The following is a 19,661-nucleotide window of genomic DNA, read 5'->3' on the forward strand; positions in this document are numbered from 1 at the left end:
TCAGCCCAGCACTTCGGCAGCGGCCAGATCGGCGATGCGATCGGCGTCGTAGCCCAAGATCTCGGTGAGTACTTCGAAGTTGTCCTCGCCCAGGCATGGGCCACCTCGCCAGACCACCGGCGGTGTCCGCGACATGCGGGTCCGGCAGTTCTGCGTCCACATCGTCCCGCGATAGCTGTGGGGGACGTTGATGTGGTGCTCCCGAGCCTGCAGCTGCGGATCGTCGCAGCATCCTTGACCATTGTTGACCGGGTAGGCATCGACGCCGCTGGCCTGCAGCGTCTCGGCCGCCTCCGCGTTGGTGCGTTCCGAGGTCCATGCCGAAATGGCCTCGTCGATCTCCGCCGCACGCTCCCTGCGCGCAGCCTGATCCCACCCTGCTGCCCCATCACCGGCGAGCCCGATGGTGTCAGCCACCGATGCCCACCGGTCATCGGTGCAGGCAATCGCTACCCACTGGTCGTCGCCGGAACTCGGGTACACGCCGTGGGGGCTCATGTGCGGATCCTCGTTGCCGCACCGCTGGGGATCGCGGCCGTTGATCGACGCATCCAAGATGGCCGGCGCCAGGTAATGCAGGGCTGCTTCGGTCTGCGACACGTCGATGTAGCAGCCGGTTCCGGTGCGGTCGCGTCGTTCCAATGCCGCCATCAGCGACGCCACGATGACTCGTGGCGCCAGGAAGTCGGTGTAGGGGCCATACGGGCCGGCCGGACCGCGATCAGGCCACCCGGTGATCTCGTAGAAGCCGGCGATCGCAGCCGCCATGAACCCGTAGCCGGCAAGACTCGAGTACGGCCCGCTCTGGCCCAGCAGCGAACTTGACAACATGATGATCTCGGGGTTCATCGCCGAGAAGTCGTCGTAGCCGAAACCCATGCGCGCGGCCGCTCCTGGTGCCCAAGATTCCGTGGCGATGTCGGCCCAGCGGATCAGGTCTTCCACCACCGCTCGCGACTCGGGCTTGCTGAGATCGAGGCTGAGGCTGCGCTTGCCCGCGTTGTACACGCCGTAACCGACGCTGTTGTCAGGATGGGCTTCCTCATCGACGAACGGGTTGACCGTCCGCATCGTGTCGGGGCGGCTTTCGGTCTCCACCTTGACGACGGTTGCCCCGTAGTCGGCCAGGATCCGCACTGCCGAGGGCGTGGCGATAACCCACGAGAATTCCACGACCTTGAGGCCGGCAAGCGGCAACTCGTGTCCGTCGGAACTGGGGCCGCTGGCACCAACCACTGCTGTCGCATGTGGCTGGCGGTCGATGTCCACGGCGTCGTTGTCAGCACCCAACGACGGAACGGCAGGGGTTCGTTCTGGAGCGTCGGCGCTGAAGTGGACAAGCGGACCGCAGTAGCGAGCCGTGCGGCCGTCATCAATCTCGGTGTCCCGCCAGAAATCGCGATCGGCGAAGTGCGGGTTGGTCAGGAGGTCGCTGACCAACGCAGAGGGGGTGATCAGCAGGTTCCGGTCGAATGCCGCCGCCCACAATTCGTCGGTGGTCTTGGTCGCGAGGAATCGGGCGTGGGTCGCAAACGACTTGGCGATGATCTCAGGCGAGCGCTGACCGCTCAGAACCTCGACCGCAATCGTTTCCCAGTCCACCGCCTGCAGCTCCTCATCGGCAAAGCCCTCAGACGCCTCCCACTCCACGAGCCGTCGGGTGTACGGCGCGAATGCGGCACCCATGAGCGCCACGCAGATGGTGTTGCCGTCGGCGCACGGGAACATCATCGGGACATCGATGCCGCCGAGGCTCAGGCCCCCGGCGAGGCGGTCGATGGGGTTGGCATTCACCCGTGGCGACAGGTTCTGCGGCTGCCCGTGGGTCATCGACTCCATGGCGGAGATGTCGACATGCTGGCCGATGCCGCTGCGCTGGGCCTCGCGTAGCGCGATGAGTGTCGCAGCCGCGGCGTCGCCGGCTGCCTGCAGGAAGCTTTGGGGCGCACCCGAGACACGGACGGGGGCGCGGTCTTTGTCCCCGCTGGCGTGCAGGAAGCCGCTGCCGGCCACGGCGGTCAGGTCCGAGCCCGCCCAGGAGCTGCGAGGCCCGGTTGAGCCGAACGGCGTCACCGAAGCATGGACGATCGCGGGATTGACGGTGGCGAGGTCGTCATAGCCGAGGCCCAGCGATGCCAAGTGACCCACCGGGGCGTCCTCGATGAGTGCATCTGCGCCCCTCACCAATTCGAGCAGCCGTTGGCGGCCTTCGGTGCTGGTGAGATCCGCAATGACGCTCTGCTTGCCCTGGTTGTAGGCCCAGTGCGCCAGCGAGCGTTCCGGGTCTGGCTCGTCATCGACGAAGGGCCCGAGGTGACGGCTGCGTGCACCGCCGGGTGGCTCGACAGAAATCACCTCGGCGCCGAGGCTGGTGAGCAAATGGCCCGCGAACTGGCTGATTCCCTCGCAGAGATCCAAGACCCGATAGTGCTGCAACATCTCGAACGTCACCCCTTGTTCATGCCGGCACGTTGCGCCGCCTGACGCCGATTCTTCCCTGTGCGGGCCGGTGGCGCGGACCGCTGGGCAACCGAGACGCCCAAACAGTCGCCGATTGGCCAGCCGAGCGGCGAGACTGCCCGAGCTGTTTGGGGGACTCAGGCGGTTGCGCCGCGAGGTGCAGCCGTGGCCCGAGCGGCCCGCGAGCGCAGCGAGCAAGAGCGGGAGACAATGGGTGCGACAGCAAGGGGTTGCGCCAGTCCGCGCGGCCCATGGGGAGGATCAGATGGTGTCGATAGCGACCGATCGCGTCGTGGAACGTGCAGAGCTGCTGGAGTTCGTGCGAGAACGGCACCACGGGGTGCTGCTCACGCTCCGGCGGGACGGTCGACCGCAGGCCTCGCTCGTCACGATGGGTCTCGACCCCCAGGGCGACGCCGTGCTGGTGAGCAGCTACCCCGACCGGGCCAAGTCGCTCAATTTGCGGCGCAACGAGCGCGCCTGGGTCGTGGTGATGTCCGACGCCTGGAACGGCGAGTGGGTGCAATTGGAGTGCCGGGGCGAAGTGGTGGACCTGCCCGACGCTGCGGACGGCCTCGTCGAGTACTTCCGGGTGATCAGCGGCGAGCATTCCGACTGGGATGAGTACCGCGAGGCGATGACCCGCCAAGACAAGGTGCTGCTGCGCCTGCACATCGAGAGCTGGGGGCCCATCTCGAAGGGCGGCTTCCCCGCCCGCCTCGTTGAGGAGTAGCTGGTCAGCGCGAGGGGACGGCTCGCGCAGCGATGTGCGACAGCCGGGCCGTGGGATTGAGCGTGCCAAGCTCGCTTCCCCAGTCGCCACCGAGACGGGACTGCACGTACGCCTCAGCCAGCGCTGAGTCGCCGTGCTGCACGAGCAGCGACGCCGCCCAGCACTGGGCCATCTGCTCGACGAGACGGCGCGCACCTGCTTCTCGTGTCGCCCCTGAGACATCGTCGTCGTGGCCTCCCATGGCCGTGCGGAGGCCGACGAGGTGGCGGTCGAGTGTGGCATTCGCGCCGCTCGCGCGTTCCAGCCTGTCCGCGAACGCCTCGACGCTGTGCGGAGCGCGGGCCATGGCTCGCAGCACGTCGAGCGCGATCACGTTGCCGGCGCCCTCCCAGATGGCGTTGAGCGGGACCTCGCGGTACAGGCGAGGCAGGATCGACTCCTCGACGTAGCCGTTGCCGCCCACGCACTCCAGTGCTTCGCGCACGACTGGACTCGAGCGTTTCGTCAGCCAGTACTTGCCCACCGCGGTCGCTAGGCGCGAGAAGGCGGCCTCATCGGGATCGGTCGGCGCTCGATCGAAGGCGCCGGACATCTGCGCCATCATCAGCGTCGCCGCCTCGACTTCGAGCTCCAAGTCGGCGAGCACGTTGGTCATCAGCGGCTTGTCGATCAACTTGGATCCGAACGCGCTGCGATGCGCCACGTGCCAGCCCGCTTGCGAGACGGCTTGACGCATCAGTGACACCGCCCAGATGGCGACGTCCACCCGGGTGGCATTGACCATGTCGATAATGGTGGGCACTCCGCGCCCCTCAGGGCCCACCATCTGCGCCAGCGCGTTGTCGAATTCCAGCTCGCCCGACGCGTTGGACCGGTTGCCGAGCTTGTCCTTGAGTCGCATGAACCGCAGACCGTTGCGCTGCCCATCGGGCAGCACACGCGGCACCAGGAAGCACGAGAGCCCCTTGGGCGCCTGAGCCAGCACCAAGAAGGCATCGCACATCGGGGCGGAGGTGAACCACTTGTGGCCCTGCAGCAAGTGGGCGCCCTCCAAACCTGCGGCGGACGCGCCGACGGGCTGGGCGACGGAGGTGTTGGCCCGTACGTCCGAGCCGCCCTGCCGCTCGGTCATGCCCATGCCGACAAGGCAGCCCGACTTGGTCGACGGCTCGACGAGGCGGGGGTCGTAATTGCGTGACACCAGGCGCGACCGCCATGTTTCGGCAAGCTCCGGTTGGTGATCGAGCGCCCCGAGCGCCGCCGAGGTCATCGAGGTCGGGCAGCCGTGGCCTACCTCGACCTGACTCACCAGGTACATCAGTGCGTTGCGTGTCACGCCACCGCCATTGCCCGGCTGAGACTCGTGGCCCATGCAATGAATGCCCGCTGAGACCGACATCTCGAGCAACGAGTGATACGCGGGGTGGTAATTCACCTCGTCGATGCGGTTGCCGAAGCGATCATGGGTTGCGAGCTCGGGCGAGTGACGGTTGGCCGCAAAGCCCCACTCGAAGACCTCGTCGGTGCCCACCGCCTTGCCGAATGAGGCCATCGCCTCACGGTCGCCGCCCTCGCGTTCCATGGCGGCGCCGAGCACCGGGTCGGTCGCGAAGAGGTCGTACGGTTCGAGCGGCGGCGGCTGGTTCGCGCTCGCTTCCAGCGTTATCGCATCATCCATAGCCACCAGTGTGGTGCGCGACGGCGAGATTCGTGTTGGCGCAGGACCCTGCTAGTCGGCGTCGAGTTGGCGAATGAGGGTCGGGGGCGCTTTGAGGCGGTAGCTCTCCTCGAGCCAGTCGGCGAGATCGTCGATGTCCACGTCAGCCATCCGCACCAGCACAGCGCCGTACCCGTCGTAGTGGGGCACGGTGAACAGCACGCCGGGATGGTTGTCGAGCAGGACCTGCTTCATCTCCAGCTCGCAGAACAGCACCAGCACCTCGGTGTCATGTACGTCGTCGCGGTTGTATTCGCGCTCGCTCCACATCCGGCAGACCAGTTTCTTGCGAACCTTCAGCGCCGGCGTCCCGTACGAGGTGGCCTCGGTCGTCTCGGGCAGTGCCATCCCGAGCCGCTGTACGTCGTCAAATGTCGCCATCGGGCGGCCGTGCTCTAGCGGGCTTGCCAGTCGGGGGTGCGGCGTTCGAGGAAGGCGCTGGCGCCCTCGGTCAGCAGGTGCTCGTAGCTCATGTGTTCTCCTTGTGTCGTCGGCGCTCGCTCGTGCAGGTCACTCGTCGGGATCGCCACGCATCACCACGATGCCCGTGGCAATCACATCGCCCCGCTGGTTGCGCAACTCCACGCCTCGATCCAGCTCGCCAAAACTCACCGGCGACACTGTCACCTCATCGCCCGGAAAGATCGGCCCGCGCAGCCGGATGTCGAGGTTCAGGACCGCATCTGCACCGAACTGTGCAATGAGCGCATCGAGTGCGATTGCGCTCGTATGCGAGGCCTGCACCACTACATCGGGCAACCCGGCCTTGGCTGCGAACTCCGGGTCGGTGTGCACCGGATTGGGGTCACTCACGCCGTCGACGAAGCTGCGCATAGCCTCGGGGGTGACCGCCGGAGCGGTTGTCGGGGTCAACTCCAAGTCGCTTGTGCGCTGTGCATTCATGCGCCGGGCTCCCCCGCCTCGCCTCCGTCATCGACCACGGCTTTCTGCGTCAGATCTTCAGCCGGCTTGCGTTCCACGAACACCGTCCGCTGCCGCTGGATCAGCTCGCCGTCGACGTCTCGATACTCCGACAGCACCGTGGCCAGGTGCAGCGTCCCCTTGTCGATGATGTCCTCCACCGACACCACCACCGACACCCGCTCGCCCAGACGAAACGAACGGTGCCATTCGAACGATTGGCCGCCGGCGAGACCGCGCTCGAGGCTGAGATCGATGGGCCCGACCACCGAGTCGCCGCCTCCCACCGTCGGCCCGAAGAAGGGCAGCCGCAGTGCCACCTCCTGAGCGTGGGGCGTGCGAAGCGCATCAACGAGCAGTGCCACCGAGGCGGGCTCCACCACCACCTCGGTGCGTACCAGCACTTCGCCCAGCGTGTCCAGGTTCATCCTGATGCCTCGCTATCCATGATCCCGCTTAACTCTGCAGCCCAACACGCTCAGTTCGAGCTCAGCAGCTGCCACACCTGCACCAGCAGGTCCTGGTCGTCGCCGGCTGACGGCGGGTCAGAAACCGGCTGCATGTCCCAGCCGTAGGGCTTGTTCATCACCTGCACCCGAGGTTCCGGAGTCGAGCGGTCGCCCCGGTCGAACGCACCGACGACAAGCGTGTGCTCGCCCTCGGCCACCCAGAAGCACTCCCAGTGCGCCGATGATGACGTCTCGATGAACGCGACTTCGGGCGCTGGGCGCGTCACCTTAATTGCAAGTCCGCCCGCGGCCGCAGGGTCCATGGCCGGCTACAAGAACCGGCGGTTCAACCGGTTCGGCGGCACCTCGATCCCGAGCTCGGTGAGCAACGGCCTCGTGTCGGCGATGTACTGCCTGCGAAGGTCGGCGTTGTTCTTCTTGCGCAGACCCCAGCGCACATACGCGTCGCCGAAGTCGGAATCGGACCGCCCGAACATGTCCAGCGCCGCCGGCCACCAGAAGTTGATCTTCTCATTCGCCTCGGCAAGCCCGTCGGGTGTCTTGCAGATCAGGCGCAGGTTTCGCAGCCCGAGGGTGCAATGAAAGAGCTCTTCTTTGTGCACCCGCGTGGCGATGTCGAGCAAGGGCTTGTAGGGCACGCCGTCCCAGGTCTCGCCGATGTACACGCCCACCCGGTCGATGAGCGCATGGAAGTACGAAAGATCGCAGAACGTCTCCATCGGGTGGCGGAATGCGTACTGCTCGATCGGACGGTCGACGTGATCGACGCCGAGCCCGGCCAGGATCTGGGCGTTGATGATCCCGTGCTCGACCTCCTGCTGCATCAGCTTGACCAGCAGTCCCTTGGTGGCCTCGTCGGGCGCGAACCGCAAGCAGCGATCCCACAGCTTGGTGAGCAAGTTCGTGTAGTGGGGGTTCGCGCTGTTCTCGACGTGGTAGCTCAGCATCCGCACGAGCAATTCGTGGAACTCGGCGGGAATGTCGGGGTCGCCCTCTTCCCAGATGCGCTGCCCATCGCTGATTGGCCCAGCGCCGATTCGATCAGATTCGGTCTGATCAGATTCCAGGCGTTCCAGCGTTGACGTGCTCATGTCATCCTCACATCGCCACAGTCCGAGCGGTACTCCGCCGACATCTTCCGAGAGTACTCAGCCAAGCACCGCTCAGACGGGCGAACCCTTCCGTTGTCGCACCATTTGTCTCCCGCTCTTGTTCGCTGCGCTCACGGGCCGCTCGGGCCACGGCTTCGCCTATCGGCTCAGCCTCAGGTTTGCGCGTCGCTCTCGGTGCCGAGGTACGCAGCGCGCACGGCCGGGTCAGCCTGCACCTCGTCGGGAGTGCCCACGCTGATCACCTGGCCCTGGTCGAGCACGTAGATCCGGTCGCTGATGCCGGTGATGAAGTTCAGATCGTGGTCGATGACCAGCACCCCGGCATCCACCGCAGCGGCCATGTGACGAATCCGTCGGATCATCTCGTCGGATTCGGCATCGCTCATGCCGCTCGTGGGCTCGTCCAGCAGCAGGTACGCCGGTGCCATGGCCGCTGCCCGGGCCAATTCCAGGCGGCGGGCGCTGCCGTAGTCGAGCTCGCGGGCCCGCCGGTCGCGCACTTCCCACAGGCCAGCCTCCGCGATCAGCGCATCAGCCGACGGATGGTCCCCCGGTCGGTGCCGGGCAGCGACGCGACCCGCCAGCTCCACGTTCTGGCGGACGGTCAATGCGCCGAACAGTCGCAGGTTCTGGAACGTGCGCAGCAGTCCGGCACGGGCAATCTCGTGACTCGGCTCGGTTGCGAGGTCGCGCTCGCCCAGCCTGAACCAGCCCTCAGCGGGCGCCACCATCCCCGTTATGACGTTCACCAGGGTTGTCTTGCCGGCGCCGTTCGGCCCGATGAGCCCGACGACCTCGTCGGGTGCCACCCTGAGGCCGGCACCGTCAAGCGCCCGGAAGCCGCCGAAGTCGACGACGAGATCACCCACGTCCAGGGCTGCCCCTTCATGGGGAACCTCGGCGTGCAAACCCACCGGGGCGACCTCGGCCAGCGACTCGGGTCGTACTTCAGGTTTGCGCTGGTGCCAACGACGCCACAGCCACCCGTCCAGCTCCCAGTCTCCCAGCAGGCCGTCGGACCGGAAGATCATGAAGCCGAGCATCGCCAAGCCCAAGAACACCGTTTGCAGGTTCTCGCGGAAGATCCAGTCGAGCGGACCTGCGTCGAGGCTGAGCCCGAACACCTCGAAGCCGTCTTGGCCCAGACGACGGGCCAATTCGCGCCCGACGGTCATCACCGCGACCCCGACCAGTGCTCCGGTGACGCTGTTGCGACCGCCGACGATCAGCATGGCCAGCGTCAGCAGCGTGTAGCTGAAGAAGAAATCATCAGGCAGGATCGAGCCGTTCTCGTACACCCGCAGCGATGACCCGACGCTCACCACCACGACGGAGATCAGCAGCGCGGCAGTCTGCTGAACAAGAGGATTCACTCCCATGGCCCGGGCGGCCAAATTGTCTTCACGGGCAGCGACCGCGAGCTTGCCGCTGCGGCTCTGGGCGAAGAGCCTCGCAAGGATCAGCGCCCCCAGCAGGCACAGGTAGATCGGGAGCCTGCTGTCGAGCGCAGCCCCGACTTTGAAGGCGAGACCCGCGCGGTTGCCGCCAGTCAGATCAGGCCAGTTGCGGGCCACTTCGTGGGTGACGAACAGCAGAGCCAAGGTGATCACGGTGGCCGCAACGGCACCCGATTCCGCGCCCGAGCGCGCCAATCCGATGCCTACCACGAGCGCGACCACCAAGGTCACCCCGATGGCGACGACGCTGGCCAGTACCGGGTCCAGCACCACTTCGTTCAAGCCGAACGGTGCATCAGGAATGCGCTTGAGCTTCTCTTGCGGACTGATGGCCAACACTGCGAAGGCATAACCGGCAATCGCACCGAAGCCGATGTGGCCGAACGACAGGACGCCGGTATTGCCGACGTAGATCTGGATGCCGAGCACGATGATGGCGTCAATCAGCATGACCGTCACCAGCCGTTCGGCGGCGCGACCCTGCAAGCTCTGGTACATGAGCGCGCCCGCTACGAAGACTGCGAAGAGCAAGGCGCATCCCGCTACGGGGAAGCCGACGTCGCGTCCGAAGCGCGGGAACATCAGATCGGTCCGATCACACCCGCACGGCGTGCTTGACGGTGACGAGGCCCTGCGGCCTGAAAATGAACAGCAGGGCGATCAGCCCGAACACCACGCCTTCGGTGAGGCTGGCGACGCTGTCGGGCAGACGTGAGCGCAGCAGGACCTCAGCCAGCCCCAGCATCAATCCGCCGATCACCGCTCCCCGGAGGCTGCCCAAGCCGCCGATGAGCGCAGCCAGCACGCCCTTGAGCATCGGCGTGATTCCGGCACTCGGGCTGATGCTGCCGGCTCGCATCAGCCAGAACACCCCGGCAATGCCTGCCAGCAGTCCCGAGAGGGCAAACGCCCCCCGGATGACGGTGTCGGAGCGCACGCCCATCAACCGAGCAGTGTCGAAGTCGGCGGCAGCCGCCCGCAGCGACAACCCGAACATGGTCCGCTGCAGCAGCAGAGTCGTGCCGATCAGCGTGATGACTGTCACCACAATGACCACGGTGTCGAATACCTCGACGTTGAGCGGGCCGACTGAGTAGGTGTTCGTCACCCACGAAGGCCGATCGAACGGCTTGACCGAGGCCGACACGTACAGCAGGAAGATCGCGGAGATGACGAAGTGCACGCCGAACGACGTCAGCAACAGAGTGAAGTCCGAGCTGCCCCGCACTCGCGAGAAGGCCACCCGCTCGATCGCCAACGAGGTCAGCACGGCGCTCAGCACGATCAGCGGCGTGACGATGTACCACGACCACTCGCGCCCCAGCGTCCACAGCGCGACGTAGCCGCCGACGGTGATGAGCTCGCCATGGGCGAAATTCAGCAGATGCATGACGCCGAAGACGACGGCGACGCCCAGTGCCAGCAGCGCGTAGATGCTGCCCCGGCCGAGACCGTCGATGAGGTTTTGCGCCAGCTCGGTCACGCCGCCCCGCTTCCGCTGCCGTTCGGCGTGTGCGCGTCCGCGACGGGCAGACCCTCGTCCGGCGCCACAACCGACCCGACGAAGGTGTCGAACAGGTCGTCCCGCTGGCTCAGTTCGTGGCCCGTGCCCGAGGCCACCAACTCACCGCTGCGCAGCACGTAGGCACGGTCGGACACCTCGAGCATCCTCGCAGCGTTCTGTTCCACGACGAGCAACGTACGGCCCTGATCGCGCAGCGTGCCGATGAGCTCGAACACCAGGTCCACGAGCACCGGGGCGAGGCCGAGCGAAGGCTCATCCATCATCAACAAGCGGGGTGCCGCCATCAGCGCTCGCCCGATGGCCAGCTGCTGCGCCTCGCCGCCCGACAGATAGCCGGCTGGGACGTCCCACTTCTCCCTCAGCACCGCGAAGCGCTCGGCCATCTCGTCCAGCAGCGCTGCGCGTTTCGCCGCTGGGACGGTCACTCCGCCGATCCGCAGGTTCTCCTCCACCGTGAGGTCGGCGAAGATGCGGCGGTGCTCGGGCACGAGCGCGACGCCCGAGCGCAGCAGCTGCTCTGGCGAGCGGCCGGTGATGTCGTGGCCCTCGAAGGTGACTCGGCCCTCGGCCGGCGAGAGCAGCCCGGCGATCGACGACAGCATGGTCGTCTTGCCCGCGCCGTTGGGCCCGATGAGGCCGACGACCTCACCGGACCCGACGCTGAGGGTCGCGCCGCGCAGCGCGGCTATGGAGCCGTAGCGAACGGTGAGACCTTCGACTTCGAGCATCGAACTCGCGATCTGCTGCCCATGTCCGCCGGGCGCTTGGGCCCGCTGCGGCGGTGCCGGAACGGACCTACTTGATGGTGATCGTGTCGACGAGTACGTCCTCGCCGTTCACAATGCGATTGATCGGCACCGCCTTCGGCGGGATGCCGTTGGTGCCTTCATAGGTGATCTCGCCCGACAGACCCTGGAAGCCGGAGATCTGCTGGACGGCCTCGCCGATCTCGGCCGTGTCGTCGCAGCCGCAGTCGAGCATGCCCTGGATGCCAATGAACATCGAGTCGACATACAGCGCCATGAAGCCGCGGCTGTCGAGCGCCTCGCCTTTGGCCGCCTCGAACCCGGCGAGCATCGAATCAATGCGGTCGCCCGCGGTAATGCTCGTGTGCGGCGTGTGAGCGATGCCCTCGTTGTTCGCCTCCACCTGGATGCCGGTGGCGTCGAGTGCGTCGGTGCCGACGTAGGTGAGCCCGTCGAGCCCCTGGCCTTCGAGCTGGCCGCGCAGTGCAGTCACCTGGAAGCCCAGTGCAGCGGAGAACACGACCTCGTTGTTCTCCGAGATCTGGGCGATCTCGTTCACCTGCGAGGAGAAGTCGGTGTCTCCAGCCCATATGTAGGTCTGGACGCTCACCACCTCGCCCCCGCCGGCTTCGAACGCGGCCATGAACGCATCGGGGTTGACGCCGCTGTAGGGGATGCCCTCGCCTTCGGTGAACACGATCGCCCGGGTGATGCCTTGGTCCAGCGCCCACTGGGCGGCTGCACCAGACATCTGGTAGTCGTCGAAGGTGACCAGATAGGAGTTGATGGACGCATCTGCAAGCGTCGGCTCAGTGGAGGCCGCCACGAACAACGGCACAGTGCCGCCGGTGGTCTGCAGGATCGGCAGCGCGAAGTCCGCGAACGGCGGACCGATCAGGAAGTGCGCACCCCAGTCGAGGAGGTCGTTGGTGGCGAGCGCCGCGTCTTCGCCAACCTCGGCAACCCGCACCTCCACGGGACGGCCGTTGAAGCCGCCGCGGCAATTGGCGAGATCCGCGATGTGGGGCACCAGCTTCGAGCCCGGAATGTCAACGAAGCCGACCACATCGCTGAAGTCCATCGCCATGCCCACACGGATCGGATCGCCGCTCGGCACCTCTTCGCAGCTCGCCAGATCGGCGCTCAGTATGTGATCGATGTCGATACTGGTCATCGTCACCGCAGCGGCCGGTGCTTCGGTCGCAGCGGGTGCCTCGGTGGCAGCCGGCTCGCTATCCGTTGTGTCGTCGTCGCTGCCGCATGCGGCACCGAGCAGCGCAACTACGGCCAGCAAAGCCAAGATGCGTCGTTTCATGATGGGCCTCCCCGTGAATCGAATCGATGCTAGCCCCCCGTGGGTACCGGCCCGTATAGGTTCTGCTGACCGTTTCCGCACCTGAAGCGATGAGGAACATCCATGACCAATGAACGCGTCCGGATGCTGTGGCCTGACCACCTCGGGCTTGCTCGGGGCAAGTACCTTCCTGCTTCCTTGGCGCACGAAGGCACCGGGCACGCGGCGGCCGTGTACAGCCTTGCCTACGACCGTTCGTTCATCCCCGCTCCCGGGTCGGGCGTGCTTGACGGCTTTCCCGACGTGCATGCCACGTTCGACGCGTCGGACCTTCGGCCGGGCTGGGACGACGACAGGACCCAGGTGGCCGTCTGCGACCTGTCTCAGGGCGGTGAGCCGTTCCGCTATTCCGCTCGGTACGCCCTGCGCAAGGCGATCGCCGACTGGGAAGCCTTGGGCTACCGCCCCATGGTGGGCATCGAGTTCGAGGCCTACGTGCTCGAACTGACTGACGAGCACGGCTGGCAGCGCTGGGACACGCCCGAGTCGTACGTCTACGGAACCGGCCGCCTGGTGGACCCGATCGGCCTGATCGACGACATCGTCGATCTCGCAGCCGGCTGCGAGATCACGCTCGAATCGGTCAATGCCGAGTTCGACTCGGGACAATTCGAGATGACGCTGCGCTATGCGGATGCGCTGCGGGCCGCCGATGACGCCTTTCTGTTCAAGGTGCTGGCCCGCGAATGCGCCATGGACCGCGGTCGCCGGCTCACATTCCTGGGCAAGCCCTATGCAGACCTCGAGGGCAATGGCGTCCACGTGAACTTCTCGCTGGTCGATGCCGAGGGCAACAACGTGCTCGCCGATCCCAGCACCGACGATGGTCTGTCTGGCTTGGCGAAGTCGTGCCTGGCCGGACTGTGCGCTCACCATCAGGGACTCACATCGCTGTGTTGCCCGACGGTGAATGCCTACCGGCGCCTGCGGCCGTTCACGTTCAGCGGCCGGCGCGCCAACTGGGGGTATGACCATCGCGTGGTCGGCACCCGTGTGCCGCCTGAGCGTGGCACACGCACGCGCATCGAGTCGCGTCTGGCGGATGGCACCTGCAACATCCACACGGCGATTGCCGCCGTGCTGCAGGCTGCACGTCTCGGTGTGGTCGATGAGCTCGAGTGCCCCCCGCCCGAGACCAACGACGGCATGGAGGCCTGGAACACCGAGGTGACCTCTGCGCTCAATCTGACTGATGCGCTGGGCGACCTGCGTGCAGACAGCGCGCTCGGCGAAGCCGTGAGCAGCGAGTTGGTCGACAACTTCCTGGCCATCAAGGACGCCGAGTGGGAGCGCTACGTGGCAGCCGTCGGTGAGCCCGCCGACGAGATCAGCGAGTGGGAGATCAACGAGTACCTGCCGTACCACTAGCGCCAGATGGTCGATGACATGCGCGCCAGCCGCCAGGCGTTGTGTGCGCAGCTTTGCCGACCACGGCGGCGATCCGGCATCGAATTGAGATCGGCGGGGCCGGTCAGGCGAATTCGATGTAGCGGTCGCGCTCCCAGTCGGAGACCTCGTCGCCGATCGGGTCGCAGCCGGCTTCGGTGAACTTGTCCAGCTCGGCCTTGGCCATCAGCACGAAATTCGTCGAGAATTCCTCCCCCAACGCTGCGGCGAGTGCGCTGCCTTCATAGGCCGCAATGCCGTCGGCGGCGCTTGCGGGCAGCGGCACAGCGTCGCCGGGGTCGTCGTACTGGTCGCCCGCGCTCATCGGGCCTGGGTCGGCGCCCCGCTCGAGCCCGTCAGCACCTGCCGCCAGCAGGCCGGCGATGATGAGGTAGGGGTTCGCGTCGGCACCCGCTGCCCGGTATTCGACCCGGTTCGCATTGCCAGCGCCGACCGTGCAACGGCTCATGACCGAACGGTTGTCGAGCCCCCAGTGGACGTGGGTTGGGGCGAACGTGTACGGGCGCACGCGCTTGTAGCCATTGGGTAACGGGCTGCCGAGCAGCGACAGTGCCCCGGCATTGTCGATCTGGCCGCCCAGCCACTGGGACATCAGTTCGTTCGGCGCATCGGTGGAGCTGGCGAACGCGTTGTGGCTCACAGCCTCGTGCGGGTGTTCGCCGCCGGCAGGAGCGCGATCGCCCACCGACACGAGGCTCGTGTGCACATGCATGCCGCTGCCCGACGGCTCGGTCCACGGCTTGGGCATGAACGTGGCCTTGAGACCGGTCTCCTCGGCGATCTCCTTCACGATGCTCTTGTAGAGCGCCGTGTTGTCGGCGGTGGTCATGGCATCGGAGTACTGCACGTTGATCTCGATCTGGCCCGGCCCGTACTCGGGATTCGACGACTCAACAGGGATGCCGGCGTCGATCATCGCGAGGCGCATCGCCAGCAGCACCGATTCGAGGTCTGCTCGATCGGTGAGCGACGAATACTGGATATGGCTCTGGGTGTGCGACCAGTCGGCCTCGCACAGGTAGAACTCCATCTCGGTCGCCACGAGCGGGCTGAAGCCGAGGGCCCGACAGCGTGCGATCTGGTAGGTCAGCACTGTGCGGGGTGCGATGGGATGGAGACGGTGCGGCGGTTCGAGACTGTCGGCAAACACCAATGCGTAGCCGGGGCGGTGGCCGAAGATGCGCAGCGTGCCCAGATCGGGGACCAGGTGGGTGTCGAGAAAGCCGAGGCCCATGTTGATGTAGGGACTGTCGACGAGATCGTTGTGCAGGTCGAAGATGTAGATGGCGTCGGCAAGGTGACATCCGCCCTCTGCGACCGAGCGCAGGAAGTGATCGACCGGGAAGCGCTTGCCTCGCAGGTGCCCGTAGGTATCGACGATGGCGACCTCCACGGTGTGCACGTCGGCTCCACTCAAAATGCCCTTGATATCGGCGACGGTTGTCACAGGTTTGCCTCCTCGGTCCACCAAAACATCTGCACACACTTACCATTCGTCCATGACACGCGGAGCCGATTTGACCGCACAGATCGATATCGCCGATGCCCGGCGCTACGCGAACGGCGTTCCCTGGGAAGACTTCCGCACCCTGCGACAGCAGCCGGGGCTGCACTGGAACCGCTATGAAGACCACGGCTTCTGGGCGGTCACGCGGCATGCCGACGTATGCGAGGTGTCTCGCCACCCTGAGCGCTTCTCGTCCGCGATCGGGCACGTGAACCTGTGGGACCTCGAGGCCGACGCCCTCGAAGCACGCCGATCGATACTCGAGCACGACCCGCCGGCGCATACCCGGCTTCGCCGCGTGGTCAGCAAAGCGTTCACACCGCGCCAGATGCGCCGCTATGAAGAACGCACGCGTCAGATCGCCGACGAGCTGCTCGACGCTGTCGTCCGGCAGGGAGGCGGTGACTGGGTGGAACTGGTCGCGGCGCCGCTGCCGATCCGGGTGATCATCGCCATCCTGGGAGTGCCGCCCTCCGACGCCGACTACATGGTCGAGCTGTCGAACCACCTGGTGGAGGGCACCACCGAGACCCAGACATTGCCGCCTGATGCCTACGGCAACACCACACCATTGCGCCTGCTGCCTTTCGGGAGCCCCGCTGCGTGGGGCCTCTACGAATATGGCGCCAAGCTCGGCGACGAGCGCTTGGCTCACCCCACTGACGATGTGGTCAGCCATCTCGTGCACGCTGAGGTCGGCGGCGACCGTTTGACGGCGACCGAGTTCCGGAACTTCTTCCAGGTGCTGGTGTTCGGCGGCAATGAGACGACGCGCACTGCAATCACCCATGGGACGACCGCCTTCGCCGAGCACCCCGAGCAGTGGGATCGGCTGGTGGCCGACCGCGGGCTTCTTCCCAACGCCGTAGAGGAGATCATCCGCTGGGCGTCGCCGATCCTGCACATGCGGCGCACCGCGGCGGTGGACACTGAGCTGTCTGGGACCCAGATCGCAGCGGGCGACAAGGTCGTCATGTGGTACCCGTCGGCCAATCGGGACGAGGCGCTGTTCGACCAGGCCGACGAATTCGACATCGGCAGAGCTGACAATGCCCAGATCGCATTCGGGGGCGGCGGTCCGCACTTCTGCCTGGGGGCCTATCTGGCCCGCATGGAGCTGACCGTGCTGCTCGAAACGATGCTGGACCGCGGCATCCGGCTGTCGAGCGCCTCGAATCTCGTTCGAATCCCCTCGAATTTTGTCCACGGCGTCGCTTCGGTGGAGGTTTCGGTCGACGTGCCCGTCGGCGGTCCACCAGCGTCTGTGCGAGCCTAAGAACGTGAGCACCTGGGCCGAGCCGTATCTGGAGGACCTCGGTCCTGACGACGCCAACATCTCCGACCACGACGTCTGGGCTCAGGGCGTCCCCCACGCCGCCTTCGCCCGTATGCGACGCGAGGAACCCGTCGCCTGGGTGGACGAGATTGACGGGCGGGGCTACTGGGCCGTCACCAAGTATGACGATGCGTTCCGCATCAGCCGCGACACCGAGACATTCACCTCCGCGCAGGGCATCCGGCTCGAGGACATGGCGCCCGACGAGCTCGAAGCGCGCACAACGATGATGGAGATGGATCCACCCGAGCACACGCGGTACCGCCGCTTGGTGAGCCGCGGGTTCACGCCTCGGGTGGTCAACACCTACGAGGCAGCCATCCGGGGTCTTGCCTGCGAGGTGCTGGACCGGGCACTGACCACCGATCGCTTCGACTTCGTCACCGAAGTGGCGACGGAGCTGCCGATGCGCATGCTGGGCCGGATGCTGGGGACCAGCGACGATGACGGTCACCAACTCGTCGAGTGGGGTGATGCACTGCTCGGCAATACCGATCCCGACTTCACCGACTTTCCCGTCGGGCTCGTCGACACCGACGAGTTCCGCTTCATGCCGTTTCGCAGCCCGGCAACGGTGGAGATCTTCGAATACGCGGCACAGCAGGCCGCTCAGCGGCGCGTGTGCCCGACTTCCGACGTGATCAGCCAGCTGCTGGCCCCCACCACCGATGGCACGCCGCTGACCGATCTCGAGTTCAAGAACTTCTTCACACTGCTCATCGCGGCCGGCAACGACACCACTCGCTACACGATGACTCACGGGCTGTGGGTGCTGATGGCTCATCCGCACCTGTTTGACCTGTGGCGCACTGCGGTGCTGGACGGCGATGAAACGCTGACCGCGGCAGCGGTGGAGGAAGTGCTGCGTGCCAGTTCGGTCACGACGCACTTCCGGCGCACGGCGACATGTGACACCGAGATCAACGGCACCAAGGTCCGGGCTGGTGACAAGGTGGTCCTGTACTACATCAGCGCGGATCACGACGCGGACCGGTTCCCTCACCCATTCCGGTTCGATCTGGCGCGCACCGATAACGAGCACATGGCCTTCGGTCGCAACGGACCCCATTTGTGCCTCGGCGCCTGGCTGGCCCGCATGGAGATCAAGGTCGTGTTCGAGGAGCTGCTGCGGCGGGTCGTGCGGATCGAGCAGGACGGGCCAGTGGAGCGGCTGCGCTCCAACTTCATCTCCGGCATCAAGCACCTGCCGGTGCGCGTCGTCGACCTAGCAGCATGATGCTCGCCGGATGAGGAAGCGCACGTGAGAGCCCTGGTCGTCACCCACGAGAAGACATCGCGGCCCGGATTCGTCGGTGATCGCCTGGCCGAACGGGGCGTCGATCTGGCTGTCCACGTGATGGTGCCCGACAACACGCGGCCGGCCGACTTCTGTCCGTTGCCGGCCGAAGACTTCGAAGTGCTCGTCGTGACGGGTTCGTATTGGTCGGTCTACGAGGACGCCATCGAACCGTGGATCGGCGCGGAGCTGGATCTCATACGCCGTTCTCATGAGCGCGGCACGCCGGTGCTGGGCATCTGCTTCGGCGGTCAGGCGCTGGCAGCGGCGCTCGGCGGATCGGTGGACCGCTCCCCCGAGACGGAGATCGGCTGGTACCGGATCTCGCCGCCCGACGGCGTCGACCTGCCGATCTCGACCGGTCCGTGGATGGAGTGGCACCACGATCGCTTTCACCTACCCGACGGGGCCGAGTTGCTCGCCAGCACCGACATCTGCCCGCAGCTCTTTCGAATGGGCCGCAGCGTGGGCACCCAGTTCCATCCCGAGATCAACGTGGAGCTCGCCAGCGAGTGGCTCTGGGCGGCCAGCGACGACTACCTCGAATCGGTCGGCGTAGTTCGCGAGAAGATCCTGGCCGCCGTGAAGCGCAACGAGGCCGCGAACCGCCGCAATTGCTTCGACCTCGTCGACTGGTTCCTCGACGACGTGGCCCAGTCCTAGCCGAAGGGCTCGGCGCTCTAGCCGGCGAGGCGTTCGCTGAGATACTCGGCGACTCGGGAAATGCCCTCGTCGGCCTCGGGGAAGAGGCCGGCCATCGAGTGCCAGACGTGGATCATCTCGGGCCATACCTCGAGGGTCACGTCGACGCCGGCGGTGCGGGCCTTGTGAGCGAGTCGCTCGCTGTCGGACAGCAGGACCTCGTCGTCGCCGCAGTGGATCAGCAACGGAGGCAGTTCTGACAGGTCGCCCTGCAGCGGCGACGCGTAGGGATCGGCGGGATCGCCGTCGGCGCCGAGGAAGACACCGGCGATGCGAGTGAGATCGTCAGCGCTCACCATGGGGTCGCGGTCAGACCGAGTGACGGCGCTCTCCCCCGTGCCGGACATGTCGACCCACGGCGAGATCGGCACGGCTGCGGCCGGCAGCGGTAGCCCAAGGTCGCGCACCTTCATGAGCGTCGACATCGTCAGCCCACCGCCTGCGGAATCGCCGGCAATGGCGATCTTGTCGGCAGCGTGGCCGCGGTCGAGCAGCCAGCGATACACCGCAACCGAGTCCTCCACCGGCGCAGGGTGGGGATGCTCGGGCGCAAGGCGGTAATCGACCGAGAGCACCGGACAGCCCAGCTTCAGGGCCAGGTTGCCAGTCAGATTCCGGTGCGAGCCGATCGACCCGGCGACGTAGCCGCCTCCGTGCACGTATTGCACGATGGCGTCGCCGGTGGTTTGGTCGGGTGTCTGCAGCTCACAGGACACACCGTTGGCGTCGACCATTTCGCCGCTCACGCTGGCCGGAAGCGGCCGGGCCGTCAGCTCGATGCCCTTGCGCATCGCATCGATGTCCGCAGGCATGGCCTGCGACGCAATGATCTCGCGGATTCTGTAGAACGCTTCGCTCGCCATCGAGCCCTCCCTGCTTCGGCCCGCATCGGATTGATCCCGATCGGCCGATACAAC

The 19,661-nt window shown here is 66.2% G+C and carries 19 protein-coding genes; 5 read left to right on the top strand and 14 right to left on the bottom strand.

Translation table 11 applies throughout. The features are described from left to right. Window positions 1-2,439, bottom strand: a complete 2,439-nt coding sequence (locus ACOOF5_RS00400) for a CoA transferase (protein ID WP_420435492.1) — start codon at window positions 2,437-2,439, stop codon at window positions 1-3. A 286-nt stretch (window positions 2,440-2,725) separates the two neighbouring features. Here ACOOF5_RS00400 and ACOOF5_RS00405 point away from each other — a divergent pair, with 286 nt between their 5' ends. Continuing rightward, window positions 2,726-3,193, top strand: coding sequence for a PPOX class F420-dependent oxidoreductase (locus ACOOF5_RS00405; protein ID WP_420435494.1), 468 nt, complete (start codon window positions 2,726-2,728; stop codon window positions 3,191-3,193). 4 nt (window positions 3,194-3,197) lie between these two features. Here ACOOF5_RS00405 and ACOOF5_RS00410 read toward each other — a convergent pair whose 3' ends face one another. From ACOOF5_RS00410 to ACOOF5_RS00460, 11 genes are all read right to left on the bottom strand, one after another. Further along, the gene (locus ACOOF5_RS00410) at window positions 3,198-4,871 is read right to left on the bottom strand and encodes an acyl-CoA dehydrogenase family protein (protein ID WP_420435496.1); all 1,674 of its coding nucleotides are present in this window, start codon (window positions 4,869-4,871) and stop codon (window positions 3,198-3,200) included. Window positions 4,872-4,922: 51 nt separating this feature from the next. Beyond that, the gene (locus ACOOF5_RS00415; RefSeq protein WP_420435498.1) at window positions 4,923-5,291 is read right to left on the bottom strand and encodes an MmcQ/YjbR family DNA-binding protein; all 369 of its coding nucleotides are present in this window, start codon (window positions 5,289-5,291) and stop codon (window positions 4,923-4,925) included. 14 nt (window positions 5,292-5,305) lie between these two features. Further along, window positions 5,306-5,440: a hypothetical protein gene (locus ACOOF5_RS00420; protein ID WP_420435500.1), complete on the bottom strand. Its 135-nt coding sequence runs from the start codon at window positions 5,438-5,440 to the stop codon at window positions 5,306-5,308. After that, window positions 5,421-5,813, bottom strand: coding sequence for a MaoC family dehydratase (locus ACOOF5_RS00425; protein WP_420435502.1), 393 nt, complete (start codon window positions 5,811-5,813; stop codon window positions 5,421-5,423). The genes ACOOF5_RS00420 and ACOOF5_RS00425 overlap by 20 nt, the downstream gene beginning before the upstream one ends. Next, window positions 5,810-6,259: an FAS1-like dehydratase domain-containing protein gene (locus ACOOF5_RS00430; RefSeq protein WP_420435504.1), complete on the bottom strand. Its 450-nt coding sequence runs from the start codon at window positions 6,257-6,259 to the stop codon at window positions 5,810-5,812. Before ACOOF5_RS00430 ends, ACOOF5_RS00425 begins: the two co-directional genes overlap by 4 nt. A 50-nt stretch (window positions 6,260-6,309) precedes the next feature. Next, window positions 6,310-6,567, bottom strand: coding sequence for a hypothetical protein (locus ACOOF5_RS00435; protein ID WP_420435506.1), 258 nt, complete (start codon window positions 6,565-6,567; stop codon window positions 6,310-6,312). 42 nt (window positions 6,568-6,609) lie between these two features. Next, window positions 6,610-7,392 (bottom strand): Phenylacetic acid catabolic protein, encoded by a 783-nt coding sequence (locus tag ACOOF5_RS00440; protein WP_420435508.1) that lies wholly within the window; start codon window positions 7,390-7,392, stop codon window positions 6,610-6,612. A 173-nt stretch (window positions 7,393-7,565) separates the two neighbouring features. Next, the gene (locus ACOOF5_RS00445) at window positions 7,566-9,452 is read right to left on the bottom strand and encodes an ATP-binding cassette domain-containing protein (protein ID WP_420435510.1); all 1,887 of its coding nucleotides are present in this window, start codon (window positions 9,450-9,452) and stop codon (window positions 7,566-7,568) included. A gap of 13 nt (window positions 9,453-9,465) precedes the next feature. Continuing rightward, window positions 9,466-10,353 (bottom strand): branched-chain amino acid ABC transporter permease, encoded by an 888-nt coding sequence (locus ACOOF5_RS00450; RefSeq protein ID WP_420435512.1) that lies wholly within the window; start codon window positions 10,351-10,353, stop codon window positions 9,466-9,468. Beyond that, window positions 10,350-11,123 carry an ABC transporter ATP-binding protein gene (locus ACOOF5_RS00455; RefSeq protein ID WP_420435514.1) on the bottom strand — a complete coding sequence of 258 codons (774 nt, stop codon included), beginning with the start codon at window positions 11,121-11,123 and terminating at the stop codon, window positions 10,350-10,352. The genes ACOOF5_RS00450 and ACOOF5_RS00455 overlap by 4 nt, the downstream gene beginning before the upstream one ends. A 67-nt stretch (window positions 11,124-11,190) precedes the next feature. Then, a complete protein-coding gene (locus tag ACOOF5_RS00460; RefSeq protein WP_420435516.1) occupies window positions 11,191-12,456 on the bottom strand; it encodes an ABC transporter substrate-binding protein in 1,266 nt (421 codons plus the stop codon). Window positions 12,457-12,558: 102 nt separating this feature from the next. On the opposite strand from ACOOF5_RS00460, the gene ACOOF5_RS00465 reads away from it, so the two are divergent. Next, window positions 12,559-13,863 (top strand): glutamine synthetase, encoded by a 1,305-nt coding sequence (locus ACOOF5_RS00465; RefSeq protein ID WP_420435518.1) that lies wholly within the window; start codon window positions 12,559-12,561, stop codon window positions 13,861-13,863. A 103-nt stretch (window positions 13,864-13,966) separates the two neighbouring features. On the opposite strand, the gene ACOOF5_RS00470 is transcribed toward ACOOF5_RS00465, so the two are convergent. Beyond that, a complete protein-coding gene (locus ACOOF5_RS00470) occupies window positions 13,967-15,349 on the bottom strand; it encodes a glutamine synthetase family protein (RefSeq protein ID WP_420435520.1) in 1,383 nt (460 codons plus the stop codon). Between the two features lie 52 nt (window positions 15,350-15,401). Between ACOOF5_RS00470 and ACOOF5_RS00475 the strand changes: the two genes are divergently transcribed. Genes ACOOF5_RS00475 through ACOOF5_RS00485 form a run of 3 tightly spaced genes read left to right on the top strand, consistent with a single transcriptional unit; the run spans window position 15,402 to window position 18,705 of the window. Continuing rightward, complete coding sequence (locus tag ACOOF5_RS00475) at window positions 15,402-16,685, top strand: cytochrome P450 (protein WP_420435522.1); 1,284 nt, start codon at window positions 15,402-15,404, stop codon at window positions 16,683-16,685. A gap of 4 nt (window positions 16,686-16,689) precedes the next feature. After that, window positions 16,690-17,982 carry a cytochrome P450 gene (locus ACOOF5_RS00480; protein WP_420435524.1) on the top strand — a complete coding sequence of 431 codons (1,293 nt, stop codon included), beginning with the start codon at window positions 16,690-16,692 and terminating at the stop codon, window positions 17,980-17,982. A 24-nt stretch (window positions 17,983-18,006) separates the two neighbouring features. Beyond that, entirely contained in the window at window positions 18,007-18,705 is a 699-nt protein-coding gene (locus ACOOF5_RS00485) for a type 1 glutamine amidotransferase (RefSeq protein ID WP_420435526.1), read from the top strand. A gap of 17 nt (window positions 18,706-18,722) precedes the next feature. On the opposite strand, the gene ACOOF5_RS00490 is transcribed toward ACOOF5_RS00485, so the two are convergent. Next, window positions 18,723-19,607: an alpha/beta hydrolase gene (locus ACOOF5_RS00490; RefSeq protein ID WP_420435528.1), complete on the bottom strand. Its 885-nt coding sequence runs from the start codon at window positions 19,605-19,607 to the stop codon at window positions 18,723-18,725. Between the last annotated feature and the right edge of the window lie 54 nt (window positions 19,608-19,661).

Origin of the sequence: Candidatus Poriferisodalis sp., assembly GCF_965214215.1 — a bacterium.
In the GTDB taxonomy this organism is placed as follows: domain Bacteria; phylum Actinomycetota; class Acidimicrobiia; order Acidimicrobiales; family Poriferisodalaceae; genus Poriferisodalis.